The sequence below is a fragment of the Pseudomonas sp. NFR09 genome (assembly GCF_900111535.1).
GTDB classification, from domain to species: Bacteria; Pseudomonadota; Gammaproteobacteria; order Pseudomonadales; family Pseudomonadaceae; genus Aquipseudomonas; species Aquipseudomonas extremorientalis.
Genome location: NZ_FOIH01000017.1, coordinates 36,181 through 55,984 on the forward strand (window position 1 = coordinate 36,181; position 19,804 = coordinate 55,984).

21 protein-coding genes and 1 pseudogene are annotated in these 19,804 nt (G+C 61.1%); 16 read left to right on the forward strand and 6 right to left on the reverse strand.

The genetic code is table 11. The features are described from left to right. Nucleotides 1-31: 31 nt before the first annotated feature. The 4 genes from BMX59_RS28675 (at nt 32) to BMX59_RS28690 (ending at nt 4,187) form a co-directional block, all read left to right on the forward strand. Nucleotides 32-622, forward strand: a complete 591-nt coding sequence (locus BMX59_RS28675) for an NADPH:quinone oxidoreductase MdaB (protein ID WP_071489166.1) — start codon at nt 32-34, stop codon at nt 620-622. Between the two features lie 30 nt (nt 623-652). Continuing rightward, nucleotides 653-1,549, forward strand: coding sequence for a LysR family transcriptional regulator (locus tag BMX59_RS28680; RefSeq protein ID WP_093128261.1), 897 nt, complete (start codon nt 653-655; stop codon nt 1,547-1,549). 103 nt (nt 1,550-1,652) lie between these two features. Further along, the gene (locus BMX59_RS28685; protein WP_093128263.1) at nt 1,653-2,546 is read left to right on the forward strand and encodes an NAD-dependent epimerase/dehydratase family protein; all 894 of its coding nucleotides are present in this window, start codon (nt 1,653-1,655) and stop codon (nt 2,544-2,546) included. Nucleotides 2,547-2,741: 195 nt separating this feature from the next. After that, nucleotides 2,742-4,187, forward strand: coding sequence for a SulP family inorganic anion transporter (locus BMX59_RS28690; protein ID WP_093128265.1), 1,446 nt, complete (start codon nt 2,742-2,744; stop codon nt 4,185-4,187). Between the two features lie 4 nt (nt 4,188-4,191). Here BMX59_RS28690 and BMX59_RS28695 read toward each other — a convergent pair whose 3' ends face one another. Beyond that, nucleotides 4,192-4,572, reverse strand: coding sequence for a lysozyme inhibitor LprI family protein (locus BMX59_RS28695; RefSeq protein ID WP_071489170.1), 381 nt, complete (start codon nt 4,570-4,572; stop codon nt 4,192-4,194). Between the two features lie 247 nt (nt 4,573-4,819). Between BMX59_RS28695 and BMX59_RS28700 the strand changes: the two genes are divergently transcribed. The 4 genes from BMX59_RS28700 to BMX59_RS28715 are packed head-to-tail and all read left to right on the forward strand — an operon-like array spanning nt 4,820 to nt 8,905. Beyond that, complete coding sequence (locus BMX59_RS28700; RefSeq protein WP_256573010.1) at nt 4,820-6,169, forward strand: GntT/GntP/DsdX family permease; 1,350 nt, start codon at nt 4,820-4,822, stop codon at nt 6,167-6,169. 12 nt (nt 6,170-6,181) lie between these two features. Next, nucleotides 6,182-7,042: a MurR/RpiR family transcriptional regulator gene (locus tag BMX59_RS28705; protein WP_092249390.1), complete on the forward strand. Its 861-nt coding sequence runs from the start codon at nt 6,182-6,184 to the stop codon at nt 7,040-7,042. Between the two features lies 1 nt (nt 7,043). Continuing rightward, complete coding sequence (locus BMX59_RS28710; RefSeq protein WP_093128269.1) at nt 7,044-8,507, forward strand: N-acyl-D-amino-acid deacylase family protein; 1,464 nt, start codon at nt 7,044-7,046, stop codon at nt 8,505-8,507. A gap of 29 nt (nt 8,508-8,536) precedes the next feature. Continuing rightward, the gene (locus BMX59_RS28715) at nt 8,537-8,905 is read left to right on the forward strand and encodes a glyoxalase superfamily protein (RefSeq protein ID WP_058425714.1); all 369 of its coding nucleotides are present in this window, start codon (nt 8,537-8,539) and stop codon (nt 8,903-8,905) included. Between the two features lie 326 nt (nt 8,906-9,231). On the opposite strand, the gene BMX59_RS31255 is transcribed toward BMX59_RS28715, so the two are convergent. Both BMX59_RS31255 and BMX59_RS31260 read right to left on the reverse strand, forming a co-directional pair. After that, nucleotides 9,232-10,095, reverse strand: coding sequence for a methyl-accepting chemotaxis protein (locus tag BMX59_RS31255; RefSeq protein WP_370636473.1), 864 nt, complete (start codon nt 10,093-10,095; stop codon nt 9,232-9,234). A 39-nt stretch (nt 10,096-10,134) separates the two neighbouring features. Continuing rightward, nucleotides 10,135-11,151: pseudogene (locus BMX59_RS31260) on the reverse strand (methyl-accepting chemotaxis protein); the annotation flags it as partial. 265 nt (nt 11,152-11,416) lie between these two features. Between BMX59_RS31260 and BMX59_RS28725 the strand changes: the two are divergent. Further along, entirely contained in the window at nt 11,417-12,034 is a 618-nt protein-coding gene (locus BMX59_RS28725) for a BamJ family beta-barrel-assembly machinery protein (RefSeq protein ID WP_003176055.1), read from the forward strand. Nucleotides 12,035-12,094: 60 nt separating this feature from the next. Here BMX59_RS28725 and BMX59_RS28730 read toward each other — a convergent pair whose 3' ends face one another. The 3 genes from BMX59_RS28730 to BMX59_RS28740 all read right to left on the reverse strand — a co-directional run bounded on the left by BMX59_RS28730 (nt 12,095) and on the right by BMX59_RS28740 (nt 13,938). Beyond that, the gene (locus tag BMX59_RS28730) at nt 12,095-12,352 is read right to left on the reverse strand and encodes a PA4570 family protein (RefSeq protein WP_056858344.1); all 258 of its coding nucleotides are present in this window, start codon (nt 12,350-12,352) and stop codon (nt 12,095-12,097) included. A 161-nt stretch (nt 12,353-12,513) separates the two neighbouring features. Continuing rightward, a complete protein-coding gene (locus BMX59_RS28735) occupies nt 12,514-12,855 on the reverse strand; it encodes a zinc ribbon domain-containing protein YjdM (RefSeq protein WP_024077373.1) in 342 nt (113 codons plus the stop codon). A gap of 114 nt (nt 12,856-12,969) precedes the next feature. Further along, nucleotides 12,970-13,938 carry a polyprenyl synthetase family protein gene (locus BMX59_RS28740; protein WP_058425717.1) on the reverse strand — a complete coding sequence of 323 codons (969 nt, stop codon included), beginning with the start codon at nt 13,936-13,938 and terminating at the stop codon, nt 12,970-12,972. 239 nt (nt 13,939-14,177) lie between these two features. On the opposite strand from BMX59_RS28740, the gene rplU reads away from it, so the two are divergent. The 7 genes from rplU (at nt 14,178) to BMX59_RS28775 (ending at nt 19,763) form a co-directional block, all read left to right on the forward strand. After that, a complete protein-coding gene (gene rplU, locus BMX59_RS28745; protein WP_007950961.1) occupies nt 14,178-14,492 on the forward strand; it encodes a 50S ribosomal protein L21 in 315 nt (104 codons plus the stop codon). 34 nt (nt 14,493-14,526) lie between these two features. Beyond that, nucleotides 14,527-14,784: a 50S ribosomal protein L27 gene (rpmA, locus tag BMX59_RS28750; RefSeq protein ID WP_003176049.1), complete on the forward strand. Its 258-nt coding sequence runs from the start codon at nt 14,527-14,529 to the stop codon at nt 14,782-14,784. A 193-nt stretch (nt 14,785-14,977) separates the two neighbouring features. Next, complete coding sequence (cgtA, locus tag BMX59_RS28755; RefSeq protein WP_010206489.1) at nt 14,978-16,201, forward strand: Obg family GTPase CgtA; 1,224 nt, start codon at nt 14,978-14,980, stop codon at nt 16,199-16,201. 111 nt (nt 16,202-16,312) lie between these two features. Continuing rightward, complete coding sequence (gene proB, locus BMX59_RS28760) at nt 16,313-17,431, forward strand: glutamate 5-kinase (protein ID WP_003176047.1); 1,119 nt, start codon at nt 16,313-16,315, stop codon at nt 17,429-17,431. A 15-nt stretch (nt 17,432-17,446) separates the two neighbouring features. After that, entirely contained in the window at nt 17,447-17,911 is a 465-nt protein-coding gene (locus BMX59_RS28765) for a CreA family protein (RefSeq protein WP_015885841.1), read from the forward strand. A 101-nt stretch (nt 17,912-18,012) separates the two neighbouring features. Beyond that, nucleotides 18,013-18,495: a glutathione peroxidase gene (locus tag BMX59_RS28770; RefSeq protein WP_071489177.1), complete on the forward strand. Its 483-nt coding sequence runs from the start codon at nt 18,013-18,015 to the stop codon at nt 18,493-18,495. Between the two features lie 164 nt (nt 18,496-18,659). Next, nucleotides 18,660-19,763: an NADH:flavin oxidoreductase gene (locus BMX59_RS28775; protein ID WP_092249381.1), complete on the forward strand. Its 1,104-nt coding sequence runs from the start codon at nt 18,660-18,662 to the stop codon at nt 19,761-19,763. Nucleotides 19,764-19,804 lie beyond the last annotated feature (41 nt).

Here is a 19,804-nt window from a genome sequence, read left to right on the forward strand (position 1 = left end):
AGACATTGTTAACCCCTCTGGATACCCTCCCATGAAAAAAGTCCTCCTGCTCAACGGCGGCAAGAAATTCGCCCACTCCGATGGCCGCTACAACACCACCCTGCATGACACCGCCGTGGCGGCGTTGGACCGTGCGGGCATCGACGTCAAGGTCACCCACATCGACGAAGGCTACGACGTGGCCGAAGAAGTGGCCAAATTCCTCTGGGCCGATGTGATCATCTACCAGATGCCCGGCTGGTGGATGGGCGCGCCGTGGATCGTCAAGAAGTACATCGACGAAGTCTTCACCGAAGGCCACGGCAGCCTGTACGCCAGCGACGGTCGCACCCGTTCCGATGCCTCGCAGAAGTACGGCAGCGGTGGCCTGATCCACGGCAAGCAGTACATGCTCTCGCTGACCTGGAACGCGCCGCAGCAAGCCTTCGATGACCCAACCGACTTCTTCGAAGCCAAGGGTGTGGACGCGGTGTACTTCCCGTTCCACAAGGCCAACGAGTTCCTCGGCATGACCGGCCTGCCGACGTTCCTGTGCGTGGACGTGATGAAACGCCCGGCCATCGACGCTGATGTAGCGCGCTACGAGCAGCATCTGGCGCAGGTGTTCAATTTCTCGGTGTAAGCTGCGCTGAACCGATAACGAGGAGCGCCTGTGAAAGCCCGGTCCGATGAGCTGCAGATCTTCGTCAGCGTGATTGAATGCGGTTCGATTTCCGCCGCCGCCGAGCAAGTCGGGCAGACGCCCTCGGCTGTCAGCCGCACCTTGTCGCGCCTGGAAGCCAAGCTTGACACCACGCTGATCAACCGCACCACGCGACGCATGGGCCTGACCGAAGAGGGCAAGTACTTCTTCGAGCAGGCCAAGGTGATCCTGGCGCAGATGGAAGAGTTGGAGGAGCGCCTGTCATCACGCCAGCAGAAACCGGCGGGGCGCCTGCGCATCAACGCTGCCGTGCCGTTCATGCTGCATGGGATCGTGCCCTACATCGCCGAATTTCGTGGCCTCTACCCGGACATCCAACTGGAGCTGAACAGCGATGACTTGATCATCGACCTGCTGGAGCAGAGCACCGACATCGCCATCCGTATCGGCGTCCTGGCCGACTCCACCCTGCATGCGCGGTCTCTTGGCTGTACGCCGCTGCATATCCTCGCCAGCCCCGACTACCTCAAGCAATACGGCGTGCCCACCACGGTGGCCGAGCTGGCCGATCACACGCTGTTGGGGTTCACCCAGACCGAAACCCTCAACCACTGGCCGCTGCGCCATGTGGAGGGCGATCGCTGGCTGATCCAGCCCGGCGTGGCGGCGTCCAGCGGCGAAACCGTGCGCCAGTTGGCGCTGGAAGGACAGGGCATCTGTTGCCTGTCGAACTTCATGACCATCGACGATATCGAGGCCGGGCGCCTGGTGCCGGTGCTGGAGGCGTTCAACAGCGGTTATCGCCAGCCGATCCACGCAGTGTTCTACCGCAACTCGCAGCTGGCATTGCGTATCCAATGTTTCCTGGACTTTATCCAGGCCAAGCTGGCGCGGTATGCCTGCTGATTCGTGAGCTGCGCGCAAGAGTGAATTGGGCGGTAGGGGCTTATTCGTCAGGGATGAGTGCTTGATACTGGGTTCATCACTTACCCAGTCAGGAGAGTCCTCCATGAATGTATTCATTACCGGCGCAGCAGGTTTTATCGGCGGTTCCATTGCCACCGGCCTGGTCAAGGCCGGCCACACCGTTACCGGCCTGGTGCGCAGCGCCGAGCAGGCGGCCGAGATGACCGCGCTGGGCATCAACCCAGTGATCGGCACCCTGGATGACGCGGCTGTATTGACCGAGCAAGCGCAAAAGGCCGACGCGGTGATCAACGCCGCCAGCAGCGACCACCGTGCCGCCGTGGAAACCCTGCTCGCGGCGTTGAAGGGCTCGAACAAGCCGTTCCTGCACACCAGTGGTTCGAGCATTGTCGGGGATGCATCGGGCGGCAAGGCCAGCGATGTCATCTACTTCGAAGACAACCTGCCGGAACCGACGGTCGACAAGGCGGCTCGTGTGGCCATCGACAACCTGGTTCTGGCGGCTGCCAAAGACGGCGTGAACTCGGCGGTGATCTGCAACACCTTGATCTACGGCCACAGCCTGGGCGTGAAGCGCGACAGCGTGCAACTACCGCGTCTGCTCAAGCAGGCACGCAAGAGTGGTGTAGTACGCCATGTGGGTAGCGGGCAGAACATCTGGTCCAACGTGCACATTGAAGACGTGGTGGCGCTGTACCTGTTGGCGCTGACCAAGAATGTGCCCGGTACCTTCTGCTTCGTGGAAAGTGGCGAGGCCGCGTTTATCGACATGACCACTGCCATTGCCGAAGCGCTGGACCTGGGCAAACCGCAGGATTGGCCATTGGCCGAGGCTGAAGCCGAGTGGGGCTATGAAATGGCCAACTATGGCCTGGGCTCCAATAGCCGGGTGCGTGGCAAGCATGCGCGTGAACTGCTGGGCTGGGCGCCGAAGCGTACGTCGGTGGTGGAGTGGATTCGCAACGAAATGGTGTGATGTTCACGTGATCTCCAGGTGTTGCTATCGGGGGCAAGCCCCCTCCCACACTAGACTGCACTCCACAGTTGGAACTCGGTCAACTGTGGGAGGGGGCTTGCCCCCGATTGGCACGACTCGGTCTCCGAGACTAGCCCCATCTCCCTCAATTCCGTACCATTCCCCGCCTTATCCCCCGCATTACCCTGGTACTCCATGAACCTCACCCGTCTGCGCGCCGATGCCCTGGCCGGCCTCACCACGTCTTTTGCGTTGCTGCCCGAATGCATCGCCTTTGCCCTGGTGGCCCACCTCAACCCGTTGATGGGGCTCTACGGCGCTTTCATCATCTGCACCCTCACCGCGTTGTTCGGCGGCCGGCCAGGCATGGTGTCCGGTGCGGCCGGCTCGATGGCGGTGGTGATCGTCGCCCTGGTGGTGCAACACGGTGTGGAGTATCTGCTGGCCACGGTGGTACTGGGCGGGCTGATCATGGTCGCGTTCGGCGTGCTGCGCCTGGGCAAGCTGGTGCGCATGGTGCCGCACCCGGTGATGCTCGGCTTCGTCAACGGCCTGGCGATCATCATTGCCCTGGCGCAGTTGGAGCATTTCAAAAACGGTGAAACCTGGCTCAGCGGCACGCCGCTGTACGTGATGACCGGCCTTGTGCTGGTGACCATGGCCATCGTCTACCTGCTGCCGCGCATCACCCGCGCCGTGCCGCCTGCGTTGGTGGCGATCCTCGGCGTGGGGCTGGCGGTATACCTGCTCGGCCTGCCTACCCGCACCCTCGGCGACATGGCGCATATCGCCGGCGGCCTGCCGACTTTCGCGCTGCCGCAGATTCCGTGGACACTGGACACCCTCGGCATCATCGCGCCGTACGCGTTCCTGATGGCGATGGTCGGCCTGCTGGAAACCCTGCTGACGCTGAACCTCACCGACGAAATCACCGAGACCCGTGGCTACCCCGACCGTGAAAGCGTGGCCCTCGGCGCGGCCAACATGGTCTCCGGTCTGTTCGGCGGCATGGGCGGCTGCGCGATGATCGGGCAGACCGTGATCAACCTCAGCTCCGGTGGGCGCGGGCGTTTGTCCGGGGTGTTTGCCGGGGTGATGATCCTGCTGTTCATCCTGTTCCTGTCGCCGTTCATCGAGCGCATTCCGCTGGCGGCGCTGGTGGGCGTGATGTTCGTGGTGTCCCAGCAGACCTTTGCCTGGGCCTCGCTGCGGGTGATCAACAAGGTGCCGTTCAATGACGTGCTGGTGATTCTTGCAGTGACGGTGATCACGGTGTTCACCGATCTGGCTACCGCCGTGCTGTGCGGGATCGTGATTGCGGCGTTGAATTTCGCCTGGCAGCAAGCGCGGGAGCTGTATGCCGATGAGTATCTGGAGGCCGATGGCAGCAAGCTCTACCGCCTGCACGGCACCTTGTTTTTCGCCTCGACCACGCCGTTTTTGAATCAATTCGACCCGGCCAACGACCCGGCCCAGGTGACGCTGGATTGCCGTCACCTGAGCTTTGTCGATTACTCAGCGATTGCCGCGCTCATGACCCTGCGCGAGCGTTACAGCAAGGCTGGCAAGCACCTGCGGGTGCTGCATCTGTCGGAGCGTTGCAAGAAGCTGCTCAAGCGTGCGCGGGTCCATCATGAGTAAGTGATCAAGGCCCGACCAGGTCTTCCAGCTCCTGGGCACGGGTCTGGGTCATGTCGAGTATGCAGCCGGAACCGTTGACCTGGTCGATGGTGCCGCCGGTGGCGGAACCGGCGAAGGCGCAATTGGCGTCACGGTACTTTATCCACAGGCGTTGCACGTCTTGCAGTTGCTGCTTGCGCGGGCCTTCCTGGGCGGCGAGGGCGGTCTTGTAGGCGCGGTTCAGGCGGGTGTCCTGCACCTTGGCTTCCTTGGTATTGCACGTGACCATGTCGGCGGTCGTGTTGGCGCTGTCCATGCACTTCTTCAGCGCTGGGTTGTCGGCGGCAGAAGCGGTGCCGCTGAGGGCGAGGAGCAGGGCGCCGGCGGCGAGGGATGTGCGAATCATGGTCGGTTTCCTGGTCATGAAGGGTTGCGCATTTTATGACTCAACGGCAGCGTTCGAGTTTCCGGCATCCTCTGATCTTCATGTAAGAACACCCCTCGAATTTTCATTCACCCCTGTCGGGCATATCCCAACGCGACAGTGCTTATCTGTGGGCGAAAGTTATTTTCATAAAAATTGAAAATACTCCTCGGTAATGATTTATGAGTTTCACAACCAATTCGACGTGACCCTTTCCGAGGAGTACCGCATGGCCGCATCACCGGGCTTCGGGCTATTGGCATACGCTGCCATTGCCATCATTGCTTTGATCGTGCTGATTGCACGTTACCGACTCAACCCGTTTATCGTCATCACCCTGGTGTCCATCGGCCTGGCGCTGATGGCCGGGATGCCGGCGGACACCATCATGGGGTCCTACGAAGCGGGCGTAGGCAAGACCCTTGGGCATATCGCCCTGGTGGTGGCGCTGGGCACCATGCTCGGCAAGATGATGGCCGAGTCCGGCGGTGCCGAGCAGGTGGCGCGCACACTGATCAGCCGTTTTGGCGAGCGCAACGCGCACTGGGCCATGGTGTGCATCGCGTTCCTGGTGGGGCTGCCGCTGTTTTTCGAGGTGGGTTTTGTGTTGCTGGTGCCGATTGCCTTTACCGTGGCGCGGCGGGTGGGCGTGTCCATCCTGATGGTGGGTTTGCCGATGGTCGCCGGCCTGTCGGTGGTGCATGCCCTGGTGCCGCCGCACCCGGCGGCGATGATGGCGGTGCTGGCGTATAACGCGTCGGTGGGGCAGACCGTGCTCTACGCCATCCTGATCGGTATCCCGACGGCAATCATCGCAGGGCCCGTCTACGCCAAATTCATCGTGCCGCGTATTCACCTGCCGGCGGAAAATCCGCTGGAGCGCCAGTTCATCGAGCGTGAACCGCGTACCCGCTTGCCCAGCTTTACCCTGACCATGGGCACTATCCTGTTGCCGGTAGTGTTGATGATGATCGGTGGCTGGGCCAACGTGATTTCCACACCGGGCACCGGTTTCAATCAGTTCCTGCTGTTCATCGGCAACTCGGTGATCGCGCTGCTGCTGGCGACGTTGGTGAGCTTCTGGACCTTGGGTATCGCACAGGGCTTCAACCGCGAATCGATCCTCAAGTTCACCAATGAATGCCTGGCGCCGACCGCCAGCATCACCTTGCTGGTGGGCGCGGGCGGCGGGTTGAACCGCATCCTGGTGGACGCAGGTGTGACCCACGAAATTCTCGGCCTGGCCCATGCCTTTCACCTGTCGCCGTTGGTGATGGGTTGGCTGTTCGCCGCGCTGATGCGAATTGCCACGGGCTCGGCCACCGTCGCCATGACCACCGCATCCGGTGTTGTCGCGCCGGTCGCCCTGGGCCTGGGTTATCCACACCCTGAACTACTGGTGCTGGCCACCGGTGCGGGTTCGGTGATCTTTTCCCATGTTAACGACGGCGGCTTCTGGCTGATCAAGGAATACTTCAATATGACGGTGATCCAGACCTTCAAGACCTGGACCGTGTTGGAGACTTTGATTTCCCTGGTCGCCTTCGGTCTGACCTATGGTCTGTCCTGCATCTTGTAACCCGGAGAGCCCATGGACATCCTCTACCAGATCCGCGCCCGCCAGGACGCCTTCAGCGCCGGCGAAGGGCGTATCGCCAAGCTGATGCTCGATGACGTGGGGTTTGCCGCATCGGCCAGCCTGGAAGCATTGTCGCAACGGGCCGAGGTCAGCACGGCCACCTTGTCGCGGTTTGCGCGCAGTGTGGGGTGCCGGGATTTACGTGACTTGCGCCTCCAGTTGGCCCAGGCCAGCGGCGTCGGCAGTCGCTTCCTCGACCCGGCGGGGTTGCCGGAGCAGTCGGCGTTTCATCGGCAGATCCTGGGGGATATCGAGGCGACGTTGCGTCAGCATCTCTCCGGTTTCAATCAGGCCAGTTTCGTCGATGCGGTGAGCCTGCTGGGCAAGGCGCGGATGATCCATGCGTTTGGCATGGGCGGGCCGTCGAGCCTGTGCAGCGATGAGTTGCAGGTGCGCCTGGTGCGCCTGGGCTATCCGATTGCGGCCTGCCACGACCCGGTGATGATGCGGGTCACGGCGGCGACGCTGGGGCCTGAGCATGCGTTGATTGTGTGTTCCTTGACTGGCCTCACCCCCGAACTGCTGGACGTGGTGGAGCTGGCGCGCAATTACGACGCGCGCATCGTCGCCATCACCCTGGCCGACTCGCCCTTGGCCCAATTGGCCGATGTGCTGCTGCCGCTGCAGCCGGCCGAAACCAGTTTTATCTACAAGCCCACCGCTGCCCGCTACGGCATGCTGCTGGCCATCGACCTGCTCGCCACCGAGCTGGCCCTGGTCTCGCCGGACGACAACCAGGAACGCCTGCGCCGGATCAAGCTGGCCCTGGACGATTATCGCGGCGGCCCTGACAGCCTGCCGCTTGGAGACTGATATGAAGTACGACACGCTGATACGCCAGGCATTGATCATCGATGGCAGCAACACCCCAGGCTATGTGGCTGATGTGGGGGTGCGTGACGGGCGTATCGAGGCGATTGGCGATTTGTCGACGGCTGTGGCCGAACATGAAGTCGAAGCTGCGGGCCGTGTGCTGGCGCCGGGTTTTATCGACGTGCACACCCACGATGACACGGTGGTGATCCGCCATCCGCAGATGCTGCCCAAGCTTAGCCAGGGTGTAACGACGGTGATCGTCGGTAACTGTGGCATCAGCGCGTCGCCGGTGACGTTGCGCGGTGATCCGCCCGATCCGATGAACCTGCTGGGCAGCGCTTCGGCGTTTGTGTACCCGCGTTTCAGTGACTATCGAGCGGCGGTCGAACAGGCTCACCCGGCGGTTAACGTTGCCGCACTGATCGGTCACACGGCACTGCGCAGCAATCATATGCAAGACCTGCATCGCAGCGCTTCAGCGGATGAAATCGCTGCCATGCGCATGCAACTGCAAGAGAGCCTCGAAGCCGGCGCACTGGGGTTATCCACAGGCCTGGCCTACGCCAGCGCGTTCAATGCCGAGACCGATGAGGTGCTGCAACTCAGTGAAGCACTGACGGCTTTTGGCGCGGTGTACACCACCCATTTGCGCAGTGAATTCGAGCCGGTGCTGGAGGCGATGGATGAGGCGTTTTTGATCGGTCGGCATGCCCAGGCCCCGGTGATCATTTCCCATCTCAAATGTGCCGGCGCCGGGAATTGGGGGCGTAGTCCGCAACTGTTGGCATCGCTGGAGCGGGCGGCGAAAACCCACCCGGTAGGCTGTGATTGTTATCCCTATGCCGCGAGTTCTTCGACCCTGGATCTCAAGCAGGTGACTGACGCGTTTCGCATCACCATCACCTGGTCGACGCCTTACCCGGAGATGGGCGGGCGCGACCTGCAGGATATCGCCGCTGAATGGGATGTTTCGCTGATGGACGCAGCGCGTCGCCTGCAACCGGCGGGGGCGGTGTATTACGGAATGGATGAAGCGGATGTGCGACGCATCCTGGCGCATCCGCTGTCGATGGTCGGTTCGGATGGGCTGCCGGAAGATCCGTTCCCGCATCCGCGTTTGTGGGGCGCATTTCCAAGGGTGCTGGGGCATTTCAGCCGGGATGTCGGGTTGTTCCCGTTGCACACCGCCGTGCACAAAATGACCGGCTTGTCGGCGGCGCGATTTGGTTTGGCCGAGCGCGGTGAAATCCGCGAAGGGCACTGGGCCGACCTGGTGCTGTTCGACCCGTTGCGCGTGCGCGATGTGGCAGACTTCAAGCAACCGCAGCGGGCGGCGGAAGGCATTGATGGGGTGTGGGTCAACGGTGTATTGAGCTATAGCGACGGGCAGGCGAACGGTCAGCGGCCGGGTCGTTTCCTGGCGCGCAGTGGGGATTTGCGTCGGGGATTTTCGTCTCTATAGTGGGCGCTCTTATGAACGGAGCGATTGCCATGCACTTAGGAAAAGTCACCCCCATCCTGCGGATTTTCGACGAGGCCAAGGCGTTGGAGTTCTACGTGGACTTTTTGGGGTTCAAGGTGGATTGGCAGCATCGTTTCGAGGCGAATTTTCCGTTGTACCTGCAGGTATCGCTGGGTGAATGCGTGTTGCATTTGACTGAGCACCATGGCGATGCGTCGCCGGGCGCGGCGGTGCGGATTCAGGCACAAGGGGTGGACGCGTATCAGCAGCAGTTGGTTGGCAAGGATTACCGGTATGCCAAGCCAGGGGTTGAGGAAACGCCTTGGGGATCGCGGGAGATGAGCATCAAGGATCCGTTTGGGAATCGGCTGGTGTTTGTTGAGGAAGGCGAGGGCTGAGGGGTAAATCGCGGGCAATAAAAAACCGCCTTGGTAGGGCGGTTTTTTTGCAACACCAGTTAGTGGCTGGGGTTGCTCTCTCAAAGGACGCAACCGACTCGCGTCCGAAGGCTCACGTGTTCCGGTAAGTGTGCTGGAGGTAAGGCCCAACTCACGGAGGGCCGAGTATGTCTAGGTTTGCCTGTGGCGAGGGAGCTTGCTCCCGTTGGGCTGCGTAGCAGCCCCAAGCATTCACTGCGCTCTCAACTTCAAATCTGCATCAACTTGATCAGGGCCGCTTCGCGCCCCAACGGGAGCAAGCTCCCTCGCCACAGGGACTGCGGTTCTTAAACCCGGAAGTGGCTGACCATCTGCTGCAACTGGCTGCCCAACCGCGCCAGTTCCACACTCGACTTGGCCGTCTCGTCACTCGCCGTAGCGGTCTGCTCCGACACATCACGCACATTCACGATGCTACGGCTGATCTCTTCAGCCACGGCGCTTTGCTGCTCGGCGGCGGCGGCGATCTGCTGGTTCATCGACTGGATATTCGACACCGTACGGGTGATGTTTTCCAGCGACACACCCGCCTTGCGGGTCAGCTCGACACTGCTGTCGGTGAGGCTGCGGCTGTTGTTCATCACATTGGCCACTTGCTGGGTGCCGTTCTGCAAACCGGCGACCAGGCCTTCGATTTCTTCGGTGGATTTTTGCGTGCGCTGGGCCAGGCCACGTACTTCATCGGCCACCACGGCAAAACCACGCCCGGCTTCACCGGCACGCGCTGCTTCGATCGCCGCGTTGAGGGCCAGCAGGTTGGTTTGCTCGGCCACGGCCTTGATCACGTCCATCACACTGCCGATCTTGTTGCTCTCTTGCTGCAGGTGGGTCATGGCGTCGGTGGAGCGCGCGACTTCGGCGGCCAGGCGTTCGATCTGGGCGATGGCCTCGGCGACCACCTTGTCGCCGGCACGGGCTTGACCATCGGCGTCGGCAGCGGCCAGGGAGGCTTGCTCGGCGTTACGCGCGACTTCCTGCACGGTGGCGGTCATTTCGTGCATCGCCGTGGCAACCTGGTCGGTCTCGATTTTCTGGCTGTTCACGCCAGCGCTGGTCTGCTCGGTCACGGCCGACAGCTCTTCGGCGGCGCTGGCGATCTGGGTCACGCCGTCGCGGATGCCGCTGATCAATTCGCGCAGGGTGGTGCCCATGCGCTGGATGCCTTGTTGCAGCACGCCCAGCTCATCGCGACGGGTAATCTGGATATTGTGGCTCAGGTCGCCGGAAGCGATACGTTCCACCACTGCCAGGGTTTCCTGGATCGGGCGCGTGATCTGGCGCGTGATAACCAGCGCGGCAATCACGCCGACCAGCAGGGCCAGCAAGGTGCTGATCAATTGCAGGCTGCGGGCCTGGGCGCTTTCGGCGTCGCGACGGTTCAGCTGAATGTCGTACAGCTTGTCGCTGATGGTCACGATATCGGCGCCTTGGGTGGTCATTTCGGCCCGGGCGGTGACGATGTTGGCATTGGCCGCCTTGTAGTTCTGCACGGCAGTGCGGTAGGCGCCCAGAGCGGTTTCCAGCGAGGTCAGTGCGTTCTGTTGGCTGCTACCGAAAGCGGCGCTGAGGTCTTTCAAGCCGGCGATGGTTTTTTCAATCTGTGCGGCGGCACGGGCTTCGGTGTCCGGGTTGACGTTGCCGGTGTAACCGCGCACTTCGTAACGCGCCAATTGGAATTGCAGCTTGGCGTCGGCCACGGCCTGGAACTGGGCCAGGTGCTCCGCACTGTCAGGCATTTGCTTGACGCTGCTCTCCAGCGCATTGATCTGGGCGTTGGCGATGTCGGCTTTGTCGCCCATCACCTGGCGAGAGGCATTGCCGTTACGGTAGGCCTCGCGCATTTTGGTCAGCGACTGTTGGTAAGCGGTGATGATCGCTTTCTGCTCGTTGAGCAGCTTGAGGTTTTCCGGGCTCTTGAAGCTGTCGAGCAGTTTCTGTTGCTGGGCAGCAAAGGCATCCAGGTTGGTCTGTACGTTCTGGGCCACGGCCTCGTCGCCGTTGGCGAGCATGTATTGCAGGCGCACGATGCGCAGCTTGGTCAGGGACGCGTTGAGCTGGGTGATGTCGCTCATCCAGTTGCTGCGGTCGATCAGGCCGCCCAGGCTGGTCCAGCCGGTGAGGGCCAGGATCGAGGTGAGGACCAGCACCAGGCCGAAGCCCAGGCCGAGTTTGAGGTTGACGCTGATGTTACCGAACCAGCTGTTCATCGAATGCTCCGCAAAAGTGATGTCTGTCTGCTGGGCGGTGTTGTTGTTTGAGCCAGCCAAGATGTGTAGGGCTGTATCGGCGGACGAGTTGGAATCTGAAACTTTTTATTCGTGCATCAATGGGTAACCCCCCCTGACCGACCAACGCAAGCCCGCAGGCATGAGGCGCGGGGTTCATCGTGCATACCGGTTTTATGCTAGTCTGCGGGCCCTTTTAGTTTTGGATGGCGCAGGAAACTGTGTCGCCCTACAGCGGAGCCTCTTCATGTCCGAAGTTAATCTGTCCACCGACGAAACCCGCGTCAGCTACGGTATCGGCCGTCAGTTGGGCGACCAACTGCGCGACAACCCGCCACCGGGCGTAAGCCTGGATGCAATCCTGGCCGGCCTGACCGACGCTTTCGCCGGCAAGCCAAGCCGTGTTGACCAGGAGCAAATGGCTGCCAGCTTCAAGGTGATCCGCGAAATCATGCAGGCCGAAGCCGCTGCCAAGGCTGAAGCTGCGGCGGGTGCCGGCCTGGCGTTCCTGGCTGAAAACGCCAAGCGTGATGGCATCACCACCCTGGCTTCCGGTCTGCAATTCGAAGTGCTGACCGCCGGTGATGGCGCCAAGCCGACCCGTGAAGACCAAGTGCGTACTCACTACCACGGCACCCTGATCGACGGCACTGTGTTCGACAGTTCCTACGAGCGCGGCCAGCCTGCAGAATTCCCGGTGGGCGGCGTGATCGCCGGCTGGACCGAAGCCCTGCAACTGATGAATGCCGGCAGCAAATGGCGTCTGTACGTGCCGAGCGAACTGGCTTACGGCGCTCAAGGCGTTGGCAGCATCCCGCCGCACAGCGTTCTGGTGTTCGACGTCGAGCTGCTCGACGTTCTGTAAGGCCTGCTGATTACCTGTGGGAGCGAGCCTGCTCGTCCCCACAGTGTTTTGCGGTTGTGCTCATGGATGGAACTTGCCATTGAGCTCCGTGGCCGGGCGCAACGCTCGGGCATAGCAGAACAGAAACAGATTGCGCACCACCTCCTTCAACACCCCAGGTTCACTGGAACTCAGGCCATTGACGTCCAGGTCGCCCTGATCCTGCAGTTCACTCAACGCTTCTTCTTCCAGTACCGCACAGACTTCACCGGTTTCCCGATGCAAGATCCGCAGGTAAGGGTGTGGGCGGTCCAGCCAGGCATCTATCAAATAAGTCATGGGTCGCATCTCCTTGATGGGTTTCAATGAGAATAATTCTTATTCGTAGAATAGCAAGTGCCTATTGGCGATTTCCGGGTTTTTCTGTGTGGATATTGCGAGAGGTCAACGCAGAGGGCGAAACGCCATCCCGCGGCGGGCGCGGGATGGATACAGCGGGTTCAGACTTTACGCACGAACTCGGACTTGAGCTTCATCGGGCCGATGCCGTCGATCTTGCAGTCGATATCGTGGTCGCCGTCACACAGGCGGATGTTCTTGACCTTGGTACCGACCTTGACTACCAGGGAGGTGCCCTTGACCTTGAGGTCCTTGATCACGGTGATGGTGTCGCCGTCCTGCAGGACGTTGCCTACAGAGTCTTTCTTCACGGTTTCATCGCCGGCCGCTTCGGCCTCGCCAGTGGCGGACCACTCATGGGCGCATTCCGGGCAGATCAGCTGGGCGCCATCTTCGTAGGTGTATTCGGAATTGCATTTCGGGCAGGGTGGCAACGTGCTCACTAAAGCTCCTTGAAAGTCAGGATGGCTAAAAGTCGCACATTATATAGGGATTTGTGGTCTTACAGGTTGTATGAAATCTAAATGTGGGAGGAGCCCCTCCCACATGGGCCCGCGTCAATGGGTACGGGCGACCGCAAACTCACTCAGTTCAACCAGGGCGTCCCGGTATTCGCTGGCTGGCAGGGCTTCCAGGCACTGGATGGCTCGGGCCACGAAATCACGCGCCAGCTGCGCGGTGTAGTCCAGGGAACCCGACGCTTCGACAGCGGCGCGGATGGCTTCCAGATCTTCGATCCCGCCTTTCTGGATCGCCTTGCGCACCAGGGCGGCCTGTTCCGGCGTGCCTTCGCGCATGGTGTAGATCAGCGGCAGGGTCGGCTTGCCCTCGGCCAGGTCATCACCGACGTTCTTGCCCAGGGTTTCGGCGTCGCCACGGTAGTCGAGCAGGTCGTCCACCAATTGGAACGCCACGCCCAGGTGATCGCCAAAGGTGCGCAGCGCTTCGGCCTGTTCGGCGGTGGCGTTGCACAAGGCTGCGGCGCTGTGGGTGGAGGCTTCGAAGAGCATCGCGGTCTTGCCGCGAATCACTTCCATGTAGGTTTCTTCGGTGGTGCTGGCGTCGCGGACCTTCGACAGTTGCAACACTTCGCCTTCGGCGATGATGCGTGTGGCCTGTGAAAGAATCTTCATCACCGGCATCGAGCCGAGTTCAACCATCATTTCGAACGAGCGCGAGTACAGGAAGTCGCCCACCAATACGCTGGGGGCGTTGCCCCACATGGCATTGGCGGTCTCACGGCCACGGCGCATGCCGGACATGTCGACCACGTCGTCATGCAGCAGGGTGGCGGTGTGCAGGAACTCGATGGTGGCTGCCAGCAGGCGCAGGTCATCGCCTTCACGGCCCAGGGCCTTGCCGCACAGCAACACTAATAAAGGACGCAGGCGCTTACCGCCCGCCGACGTAATATAGTCGCCAATTTTGGAGACCAGCGGCACTTTAGAAGTCAGCTGCTTCTTGATGATGCCGTCGACGGCGCTAAAATCGTCCGCGACCGCGCGGTAGAAAGCTTGGGGTTGCATCAGCGACAGTCGCTCCAGAAGGGTTGCGCGGCATGCTAGGACCCAGGCCCCCGGGTGTCAAGGCGCGATGGACGGCCACTTGCAACACCCCTTTACCTTGCGTACAATCGCGCACCCTGAACTTCCTGGGCAGCACCTGCCTTACGCAATTGCATTCGGGACGTCCATCCCATGCAGCCATGCCAGCCAATACCTCTTCTTATAAAGCGCTGGGTGAGCAGGATTATCGGAGAAATACCATGTCGTACGCAGTAATTGTTACTGGTGGCAAGCAATACAAAGTCGCCCCAGGTGAATACCTGAAGATCGAAAAACTGGAAGTCGCTACCGGCGAATCCGTTACTTTTGATCGCGTTCTGTTGGTCGCCAATGGCGATGACGTGAACATCGGCGCTCCAGTTGTTGCTGGCGCTACCGTTGTGGCTGAAGTGATCTCCCAAGGTCGTCACGATAAAGTCCGCATCATCAAGTTCCGTCGTCGTAAGCACCACATGAAGCGTATGGGCCACCGCCAGTGGTACACCGAGATCAAAATCACCGGTATTCAGGCTTAATTTCAGCCTAATTCCTCACTAGGAGAATTGACTCATGGCACACAAAAAAGCTGGTGGTAGTACCCGTAACGGTCGCGACTCAGAAGCCAAACGCCTTGGCGTTAAGATGTATGGCGGCCAGAAAATCATTCCGGGCAACATCATCGTGCGTCAGCGCGGCACCCAATTCCACGCCGGTTACGGTGTAGGCATGGGTAAAGATCACACCCTCTTCGCGAAAATCGAAGGCGTGATCAAGTTTGAAGTAAAAGGCGCGTTCAACCGCCGTTACGTGAGCGTTGTCGCAGCTTAATTGCGAGATCGCTGGAAAAGCCCTGTCTTGCGACGGGGCTTTTTCGTTTGTGGGGTGAGTCTCTTGCAAAGCTGTTTGTAATGGGCTCAAGCGCTGGTTTTGCGGTCGCTGGTTGAGGTCGCTGCGCTCATTTTTGCAAGAGTCTTATGTCTTGGTTTCTTAAGCTCGTCCAAGCGGCGAGAGGCGTTTTGTTATGAAGTTCGTTGATGAAGTTTCCATCCGAGTAAAAGCAGGCGACGGCGGTAACGGTTGCATGAGTTTCCGTCGCGAAAAATTCATCGAAAATGGTGGCCCCAACGGCGGTGACGGCGGTGACGGCGGTTCCATCTACATGATGGCCGACGAAAACCTCAACACCCTGGTCGACTACCGTTACACCCGGCACTTCGATGCCGAGCGTGGCTCCAACGGCGGCAGCACCGACTGCACCGGTAAAAAAGGCGAAGACCTGGTACTGCGCGTACCGGTCGGCACCACGATCATCGACTCTGCGACCCAGGAAGTGATTGGCGACCTGACCAAGGCTGGCCAGAAGCTGATGGTAGTGCAGGGCGGCTGGCACGGTCTGGGTAACACCCGATTCAAGTCCAGTACCAACCGTGCACCGCGCCAGACCACGCCAGGCAAGCCGGGCGAGCAGCGTGACCTCAAGCTGGAAATGAAGGTGCTCGCCGACGTGGGCCTGCTGGGCCTGCCGAACGCCGGTAAAAGTACCTTCATCCGTTCGGTCTCGGCCGCCAAGCCGAAAGTCGCCGACTACCCGTTCACTACTCTGGTGCCGAACCTGGGCGTGGTCAGCGTCGACCGTTGGAAAAGCTTCGTGATCGCCGACATTCCCGGTCTGATCGAAGGTGCCTCCGATGGCGCAGGCCTGGGCATCCGCTTCCTCAAGCACTTGTCGCGTACCCGTTTGCTGTTGCACCTCGTGGACATGGCGCCGCTGGATGACACCAGTGCACCGGACGCCGCCGAAGTGATCGTCAGCGAACTGACCAAGTTCAGCCCGTCCCTGGCCGAGCGTGATCGTTGGCTGGTGCTGAACAAGTGCGACCAGATCCTCGAAGAAGAGCACGAAGAGCGCGTCAAGGAAATCGTCGATCGCCTGGAGTGGGAAGGCCCGGTCTACGTGATCTCGGCCATTGCCAAAGAAGGCACCGAGCGCCTGACTCGCGACATCATGCGTTATCTCGAAGACCGTGCCGACCGCCTGGCGGCCGACCCGGTATTCAAGGCAGAGCTGGCCGAACTCGACCAGCGCATCGAAGACGAGGCACGTGCTCAGCTGCAGGCTCTGGACGACCAGCGCGCCCTGCGCCGCAGCGGCGTGAAGTCGGTCCATGACATCGGCGACGACGATTGGGACGAAGAAGACGTGGATGATGAAGACGGTCCTGAAATCATTTACGTGCGCGACTGATTCGTTGCGATAAACTTGAACGCCGCTCCTTATAGAGCGGCGTTTTAGTATCCGGGTTTAACGTTATGGGCCGCGCTGGGTCGCGCAGCCCTCAATCTAAGGTTGAAGATGATGCGGAGCAAAGTGACAGGTGCGCAGCGCTGGGTCGTAAAGATCGGCAGTGCGTTGCTGACGGCGGATGGCAAGGGGCTGGATCGCGCGGCCATGAGCGTCTGGGTCGAGCAGATGGTGGCCTTGCATGAGGCCGGCGTAGAGTTGGTGCTGGTGTCGTCCGGGGCGGTTGCCGCCGGGATGAGCCGCCTCGGCTGGACCGCGCGACCCAGCGCGATGCACGAACTGCAAGCCGCCGCCGCCATCGGCCAGATGGGCCTGGTGCAAGCCTGGGAATCCAGCTTTGCCGAGCACGGTCGCCATACGGCGCAGATCCTGCTGACCCACGACGACCTGTCCGACCGCAAGCGCTACCTCAATGCCCGCAGCACCCTGCGCGCGCTGGTGGAGCTCAAGGTCATCCCGGTGATCAACGAGAACGACACGGTGGTCACCGACGAAATCCGCTTCGGCGACAATGACACCCTGGCCGCCCTGGTGGCCAACCTGGTGGAAGCCGACCTGTTGGTGATCCTCACCGACCGCGACGGCATGTTCGACGCCGACCCGCGTAACAACCCCGACGCCCAGTTGATCTACGAAGCCCGTGCCGATGATCCGGCGCTGGACGCCGTGGCCGGCAGCGTTGGCGGCGCCCTGGGCCGTGGCGGCATGCAGACCAAGCTGCGGGCTGCACGCCTGGCGGCACGTTCCGGTGCGCACACCATCATCGTCGGTGGGCGCATCGAACGTGTGCTGGATCGCCTCAAGGCCGGTGAGCGCATCGGGACGCTGCTGTCGCCGGAACGCGGCATGCTCGCGGCGCGCAAACAGTGGCTGGCCGGTCATCTGCAAACCCGTGGCACCCTGGTGCTGGACGATGGCGCCGTGTCGGCGCTGTCCCAAGGCAACAAGAGCCTGCTGCCGGTGGGCGTCAAGTTGGTGCAGGGCAGCTTCCGCCGTGGCGAAATGGTGGTGTGCGTCGCGCCGGACGGTCGCGAGATCGCCCGGGGCCTGGCCAACTACAGCGCGCTGGAAGCCCAGAAAATTATTGGACAATCCTCCGATGCGATTGTCGGACTCTTGGGTTACATGGCCGAACCGGAACTGGTTCACCGCGATAACCTGATCCTGGTCTAACCAAAGGAATACACCATGCGTGTCATGAAGGGATTGCTCGGCCTGCTGCTGGCCATGCCGTTGCTGGCCTCGGCCGAGGAAATCGGCCAGGTGTCGACGGTGTTCAAGTTTGTCGGGCCCAACGACCGGATCGTCGTCGAAGCCTTTGACGACCCCAAGGTCGACGGCGTGACCTGCTACCTGTCCCGTGCCAAGACCGGCGGCGTGAAAGGCGGCCTGGGCCTGGCCGAAGACCGCGCCGAAGCCTCGATCGCCTGCCGCCAGGTGGGGCCGATCCGCTTCAAGGGCGAGCTCAAGGACGGCGACGAAGTGTTCAAGGAGCGCACTTCCCTGGTGTTCAAGACCATGCAGGTGGTGCGCTTCCTCGACAAGAAGCGCAACACTCTGGTGTACCTGGTCTACAGCGACCGCCTGATCGAAGGCAGCCCGCAGAACGCCGTGACGGCGATTCCGATTTTGCCCTGGCCGACCGCTCAGTAACCTGCAGGCGAGTTTTGCAATCGGCGTCTATGATTGCAGGCTTGCGGGCTGTAATCTCGAAGCGCCGCAATGTGAAGAACATGGGATATCTGGAGTTCGTCATGAGTGCTTTCCACGACCTGAAACTCAAAGCTTTGGACGGACAAGAGCTGCCGCTGGCGCCCTTCAAGGGGCAAGTGGTGCTGGTGGTCAACGTGGCCTCCAAATGTGGTTTGACCCCGCAATATGCGGCACTGGAAAACCTCTACCAGCAATACAAGGACCAGGGGTTTACCGTGCTTGGCCTGCCGTGCAATCAATTTGCTGGCCAGGAGCCAGGGACAGAAGAAGAGATCCAGGAGTTCTGCAGCCTGAACTACGGGGTGACCTTCCCGTTGGGCAGCAAACTTGAGGTCAATGGTCCTGACCGTCACCAGTTGTACCGCCTGCTGGCGGGCGAGGGCGCTGAGTTTCCTGGGGATATCACCTGGAACTTCGAAAAATTCCTGCTGGGCAAGGATGGGCGAGTGCTCGCGCGCTTTTCCCCACGCACTGCACCGGATGACCCGACAATTGTCCAGGCCATCGAAAAAGCCCTCAGCTAAGCGCTGCAGTTGTAATGAGCGGGCTTGTCCCGCGCTGGGCTGCGAAGCAGCCCCGACCGGCCATCACTTTTACCCCTTAATCACCCAGATCAATAGTGCTACCCAGCACGTCGCACTCCTCATATTATCCACATCATAAATCCCGTCTTCCGTGGAGTGCCCCCATGCCTGTCCAAGCCTTGTTCAAACCGTTCCAGCTCGGCGCATTGCAACTGTCGACCCGCGTCGTCATGGCGCCGATGACCCGCTCGTTCTCGCCGGGTGGCGTGCCCAACTCCAAAGTGATTGAGTACTACCGCCGCCGCGCCGCTGCCGGTGTGGGGCTGATCATCACCGAAGGCACCGTGGTCGGCCATCAGGCCTCCAACGGTTACCCCAATGTCCCGCACTTCTACGGTGAAGCCGCCCTGGCCGGCTGGAAAAAAGTGGTCGACGCGGTACACGCCGAAGGCGGCAAGATCGTCCCGCAACTGTGGCATGTAGGCAGCGTGCGCCGTATCGGCACTGAACCTGACGCGAGCGTACCGGCCTACGGCCCGATGGAGAAACTCAAGGATGGCAACGTGGTCGTGCATGGCATGACCCAGCAAGACATCAAGGACGTGATCAACGCCTTCGCCCAAGCCGCCAGGGATGCGCAGCGCATCGGCATGGATGGCGTGGAGATCCACGGCGCCCACGGCTATCTGGTCGATCAGTTCTTCTGGGAAGGCAGCAACCAGCGCACCGACGAATACGGTGGCAGCCTGGCCAACCGCTCGCGCTTTGCCATCGAGCTGATCCAGGCTACCCGTGCTGCCGTCGGCCCGGAATTTCCGATCATCTTCCGCTTCTCCCAATGGAAGCAGCAGGACTACACCGCGCGTCTGGTGCAAACTCCCGAGGCGCTGGGCGAGTTTCTCAAGCCGTTGTCTGAAGCGGGCGTGGATATTTTCCACTGCTCCACTCGGCGTTTCTGGGAGCCGGAATTCGAAGGGTCCGACCTGAACCTGGCTGGCTGGACCCGCCAGCTCACCGGCAAGCCGACCATCACCGTGGGTAGCGTCGGCCTGGATGGTGAGTTCCTGCAGTTCATGGTCAATACCGACAAGGTCGCGCAACCGGCCAGTCTGGAAAAACTGCTGGAGCGTTTGAATAACGACGAGTTTGACCTGGTCGCCGTGGGCCGTGCCCTGTTGGTGGACCCGGATTGGGCGTTGAAGGTGCGCGAAGGTCGCGAGGGCGACATCCTGCCGTTCAGTCGTGAGGCGTTGATGACGCTGGTGTGAGTGGCTGGGCTCCCTGTGATTACACAGGGAGCTTTATGCCG

Excerpts from the sequence above, each read along its gene's own strand:
- BMX59_RS28775 (WP_092249381.1), top strand. The coding sequence starts at position 18,660 with ATGCCTGTCCAAGCCTTGTTCAAACCGTTCCAGCTCGGCGCATTGCAA.
- BMX59_RS28700 (WP_256573010.1), top strand. The coding sequence starts at position 4,820 with ATGGCCGCATCACCGGGCTTCGGGCTATTGGCATACGCTGCCATTGCC.
- rpmA (WP_003176049.1), top strand. The coding sequence starts at position 14,527 with ATGGCACACAAAAAAGCTGGTGGTAGTACCCGTAACGGTCGCGACTCA.
- BMX59_RS28715 (WP_058425714.1), top strand. The coding sequence starts at position 8,537 with ATGCACTTAGGAAAAGTCACCCCCATCCTGCGGATTTTCGACGAGGCC.
- BMX59_RS28695 (WP_071489170.1), bottom strand. The coding sequence starts at position 4,572 with ATGATTCGCACATCCCTCGCCGCCGGCGCCCTGCTCCTCGCCCTCAGC.
- BMX59_RS28690 (WP_093128265.1), top strand. The coding sequence starts at position 2,742 with ATGAACCTCACCCGTCTGCGCGCCGATGCCCTGGCCGGCCTCACCACG.
- rplU (WP_007950961.1), top strand. The coding sequence starts at position 14,178 with ATGTCGTACGCAGTAATTGTTACTGGTGGCAAGCAATACAAAGTCGCC.
- BMX59_RS28765 (WP_015885841.1), top strand. The coding sequence starts at position 17,447 with ATGCGTGTCATGAAGGGATTGCTCGGCCTGCTGCTGGCCATGCCGTTG.
- BMX59_RS28710 (WP_093128269.1), top strand. The coding sequence starts at position 7,044 with ATGAAGTACGACACGCTGATACGCCAGGCATTGATCATCGATGGCAGC.
- BMX59_RS28730 (WP_056858344.1), bottom strand. The coding sequence starts at position 12,352 with ATGACTTATTTGATAGATGCCTGGCTGGACCGCCCACACCCTTACCTG.
- BMX59_RS28770 (WP_071489177.1), top strand. The coding sequence starts at position 18,013 with ATGAGTGCTTTCCACGACCTGAAACTCAAAGCTTTGGACGGACAAGAG.
- proB (WP_003176047.1), top strand. The coding sequence starts at position 16,313 with ATGCGGAGCAAAGTGACAGGTGCGCAGCGCTGGGTCGTAAAGATCGGC.
- BMX59_RS28740 (WP_058425717.1), bottom strand. The coding sequence starts at position 13,938 with ATGCAACCCCAAGCTTTCTACCGCGCGGTCGCGGACGATTTTAGCGCC.
- BMX59_RS31255 (WP_370636473.1), bottom strand. The coding sequence starts at position 10,095 with ATGGGCACCACCCTGCGCGAATTGATCAGCGGCATCCGCGACGGCGTG.
- cgtA (WP_010206489.1), top strand. The coding sequence starts at position 14,978 with ATGAAGTTCGTTGATGAAGTTTCCATCCGAGTAAAAGCAGGCGACGGC.
- BMX59_RS28705 (WP_092249390.1), top strand. The coding sequence starts at position 6,182 with ATGGACATCCTCTACCAGATCCGCGCCCGCCAGGACGCCTTCAGCGCC.
- BMX59_RS28675 (WP_071489166.1), top strand. The coding sequence starts at position 32 with ATGAAAAAAGTCCTCCTGCTCAACGGCGGCAAGAAATTCGCCCACTCC.
- BMX59_RS28725 (WP_003176055.1), top strand. The coding sequence starts at position 11,417 with ATGTCCGAAGTTAATCTGTCCACCGACGAAACCCGCGTCAGCTACGGT.
- BMX59_RS28685 (WP_093128263.1), top strand. The coding sequence starts at position 1,653 with ATGAATGTATTCATTACCGGCGCAGCAGGTTTTATCGGCGGTTCCATT.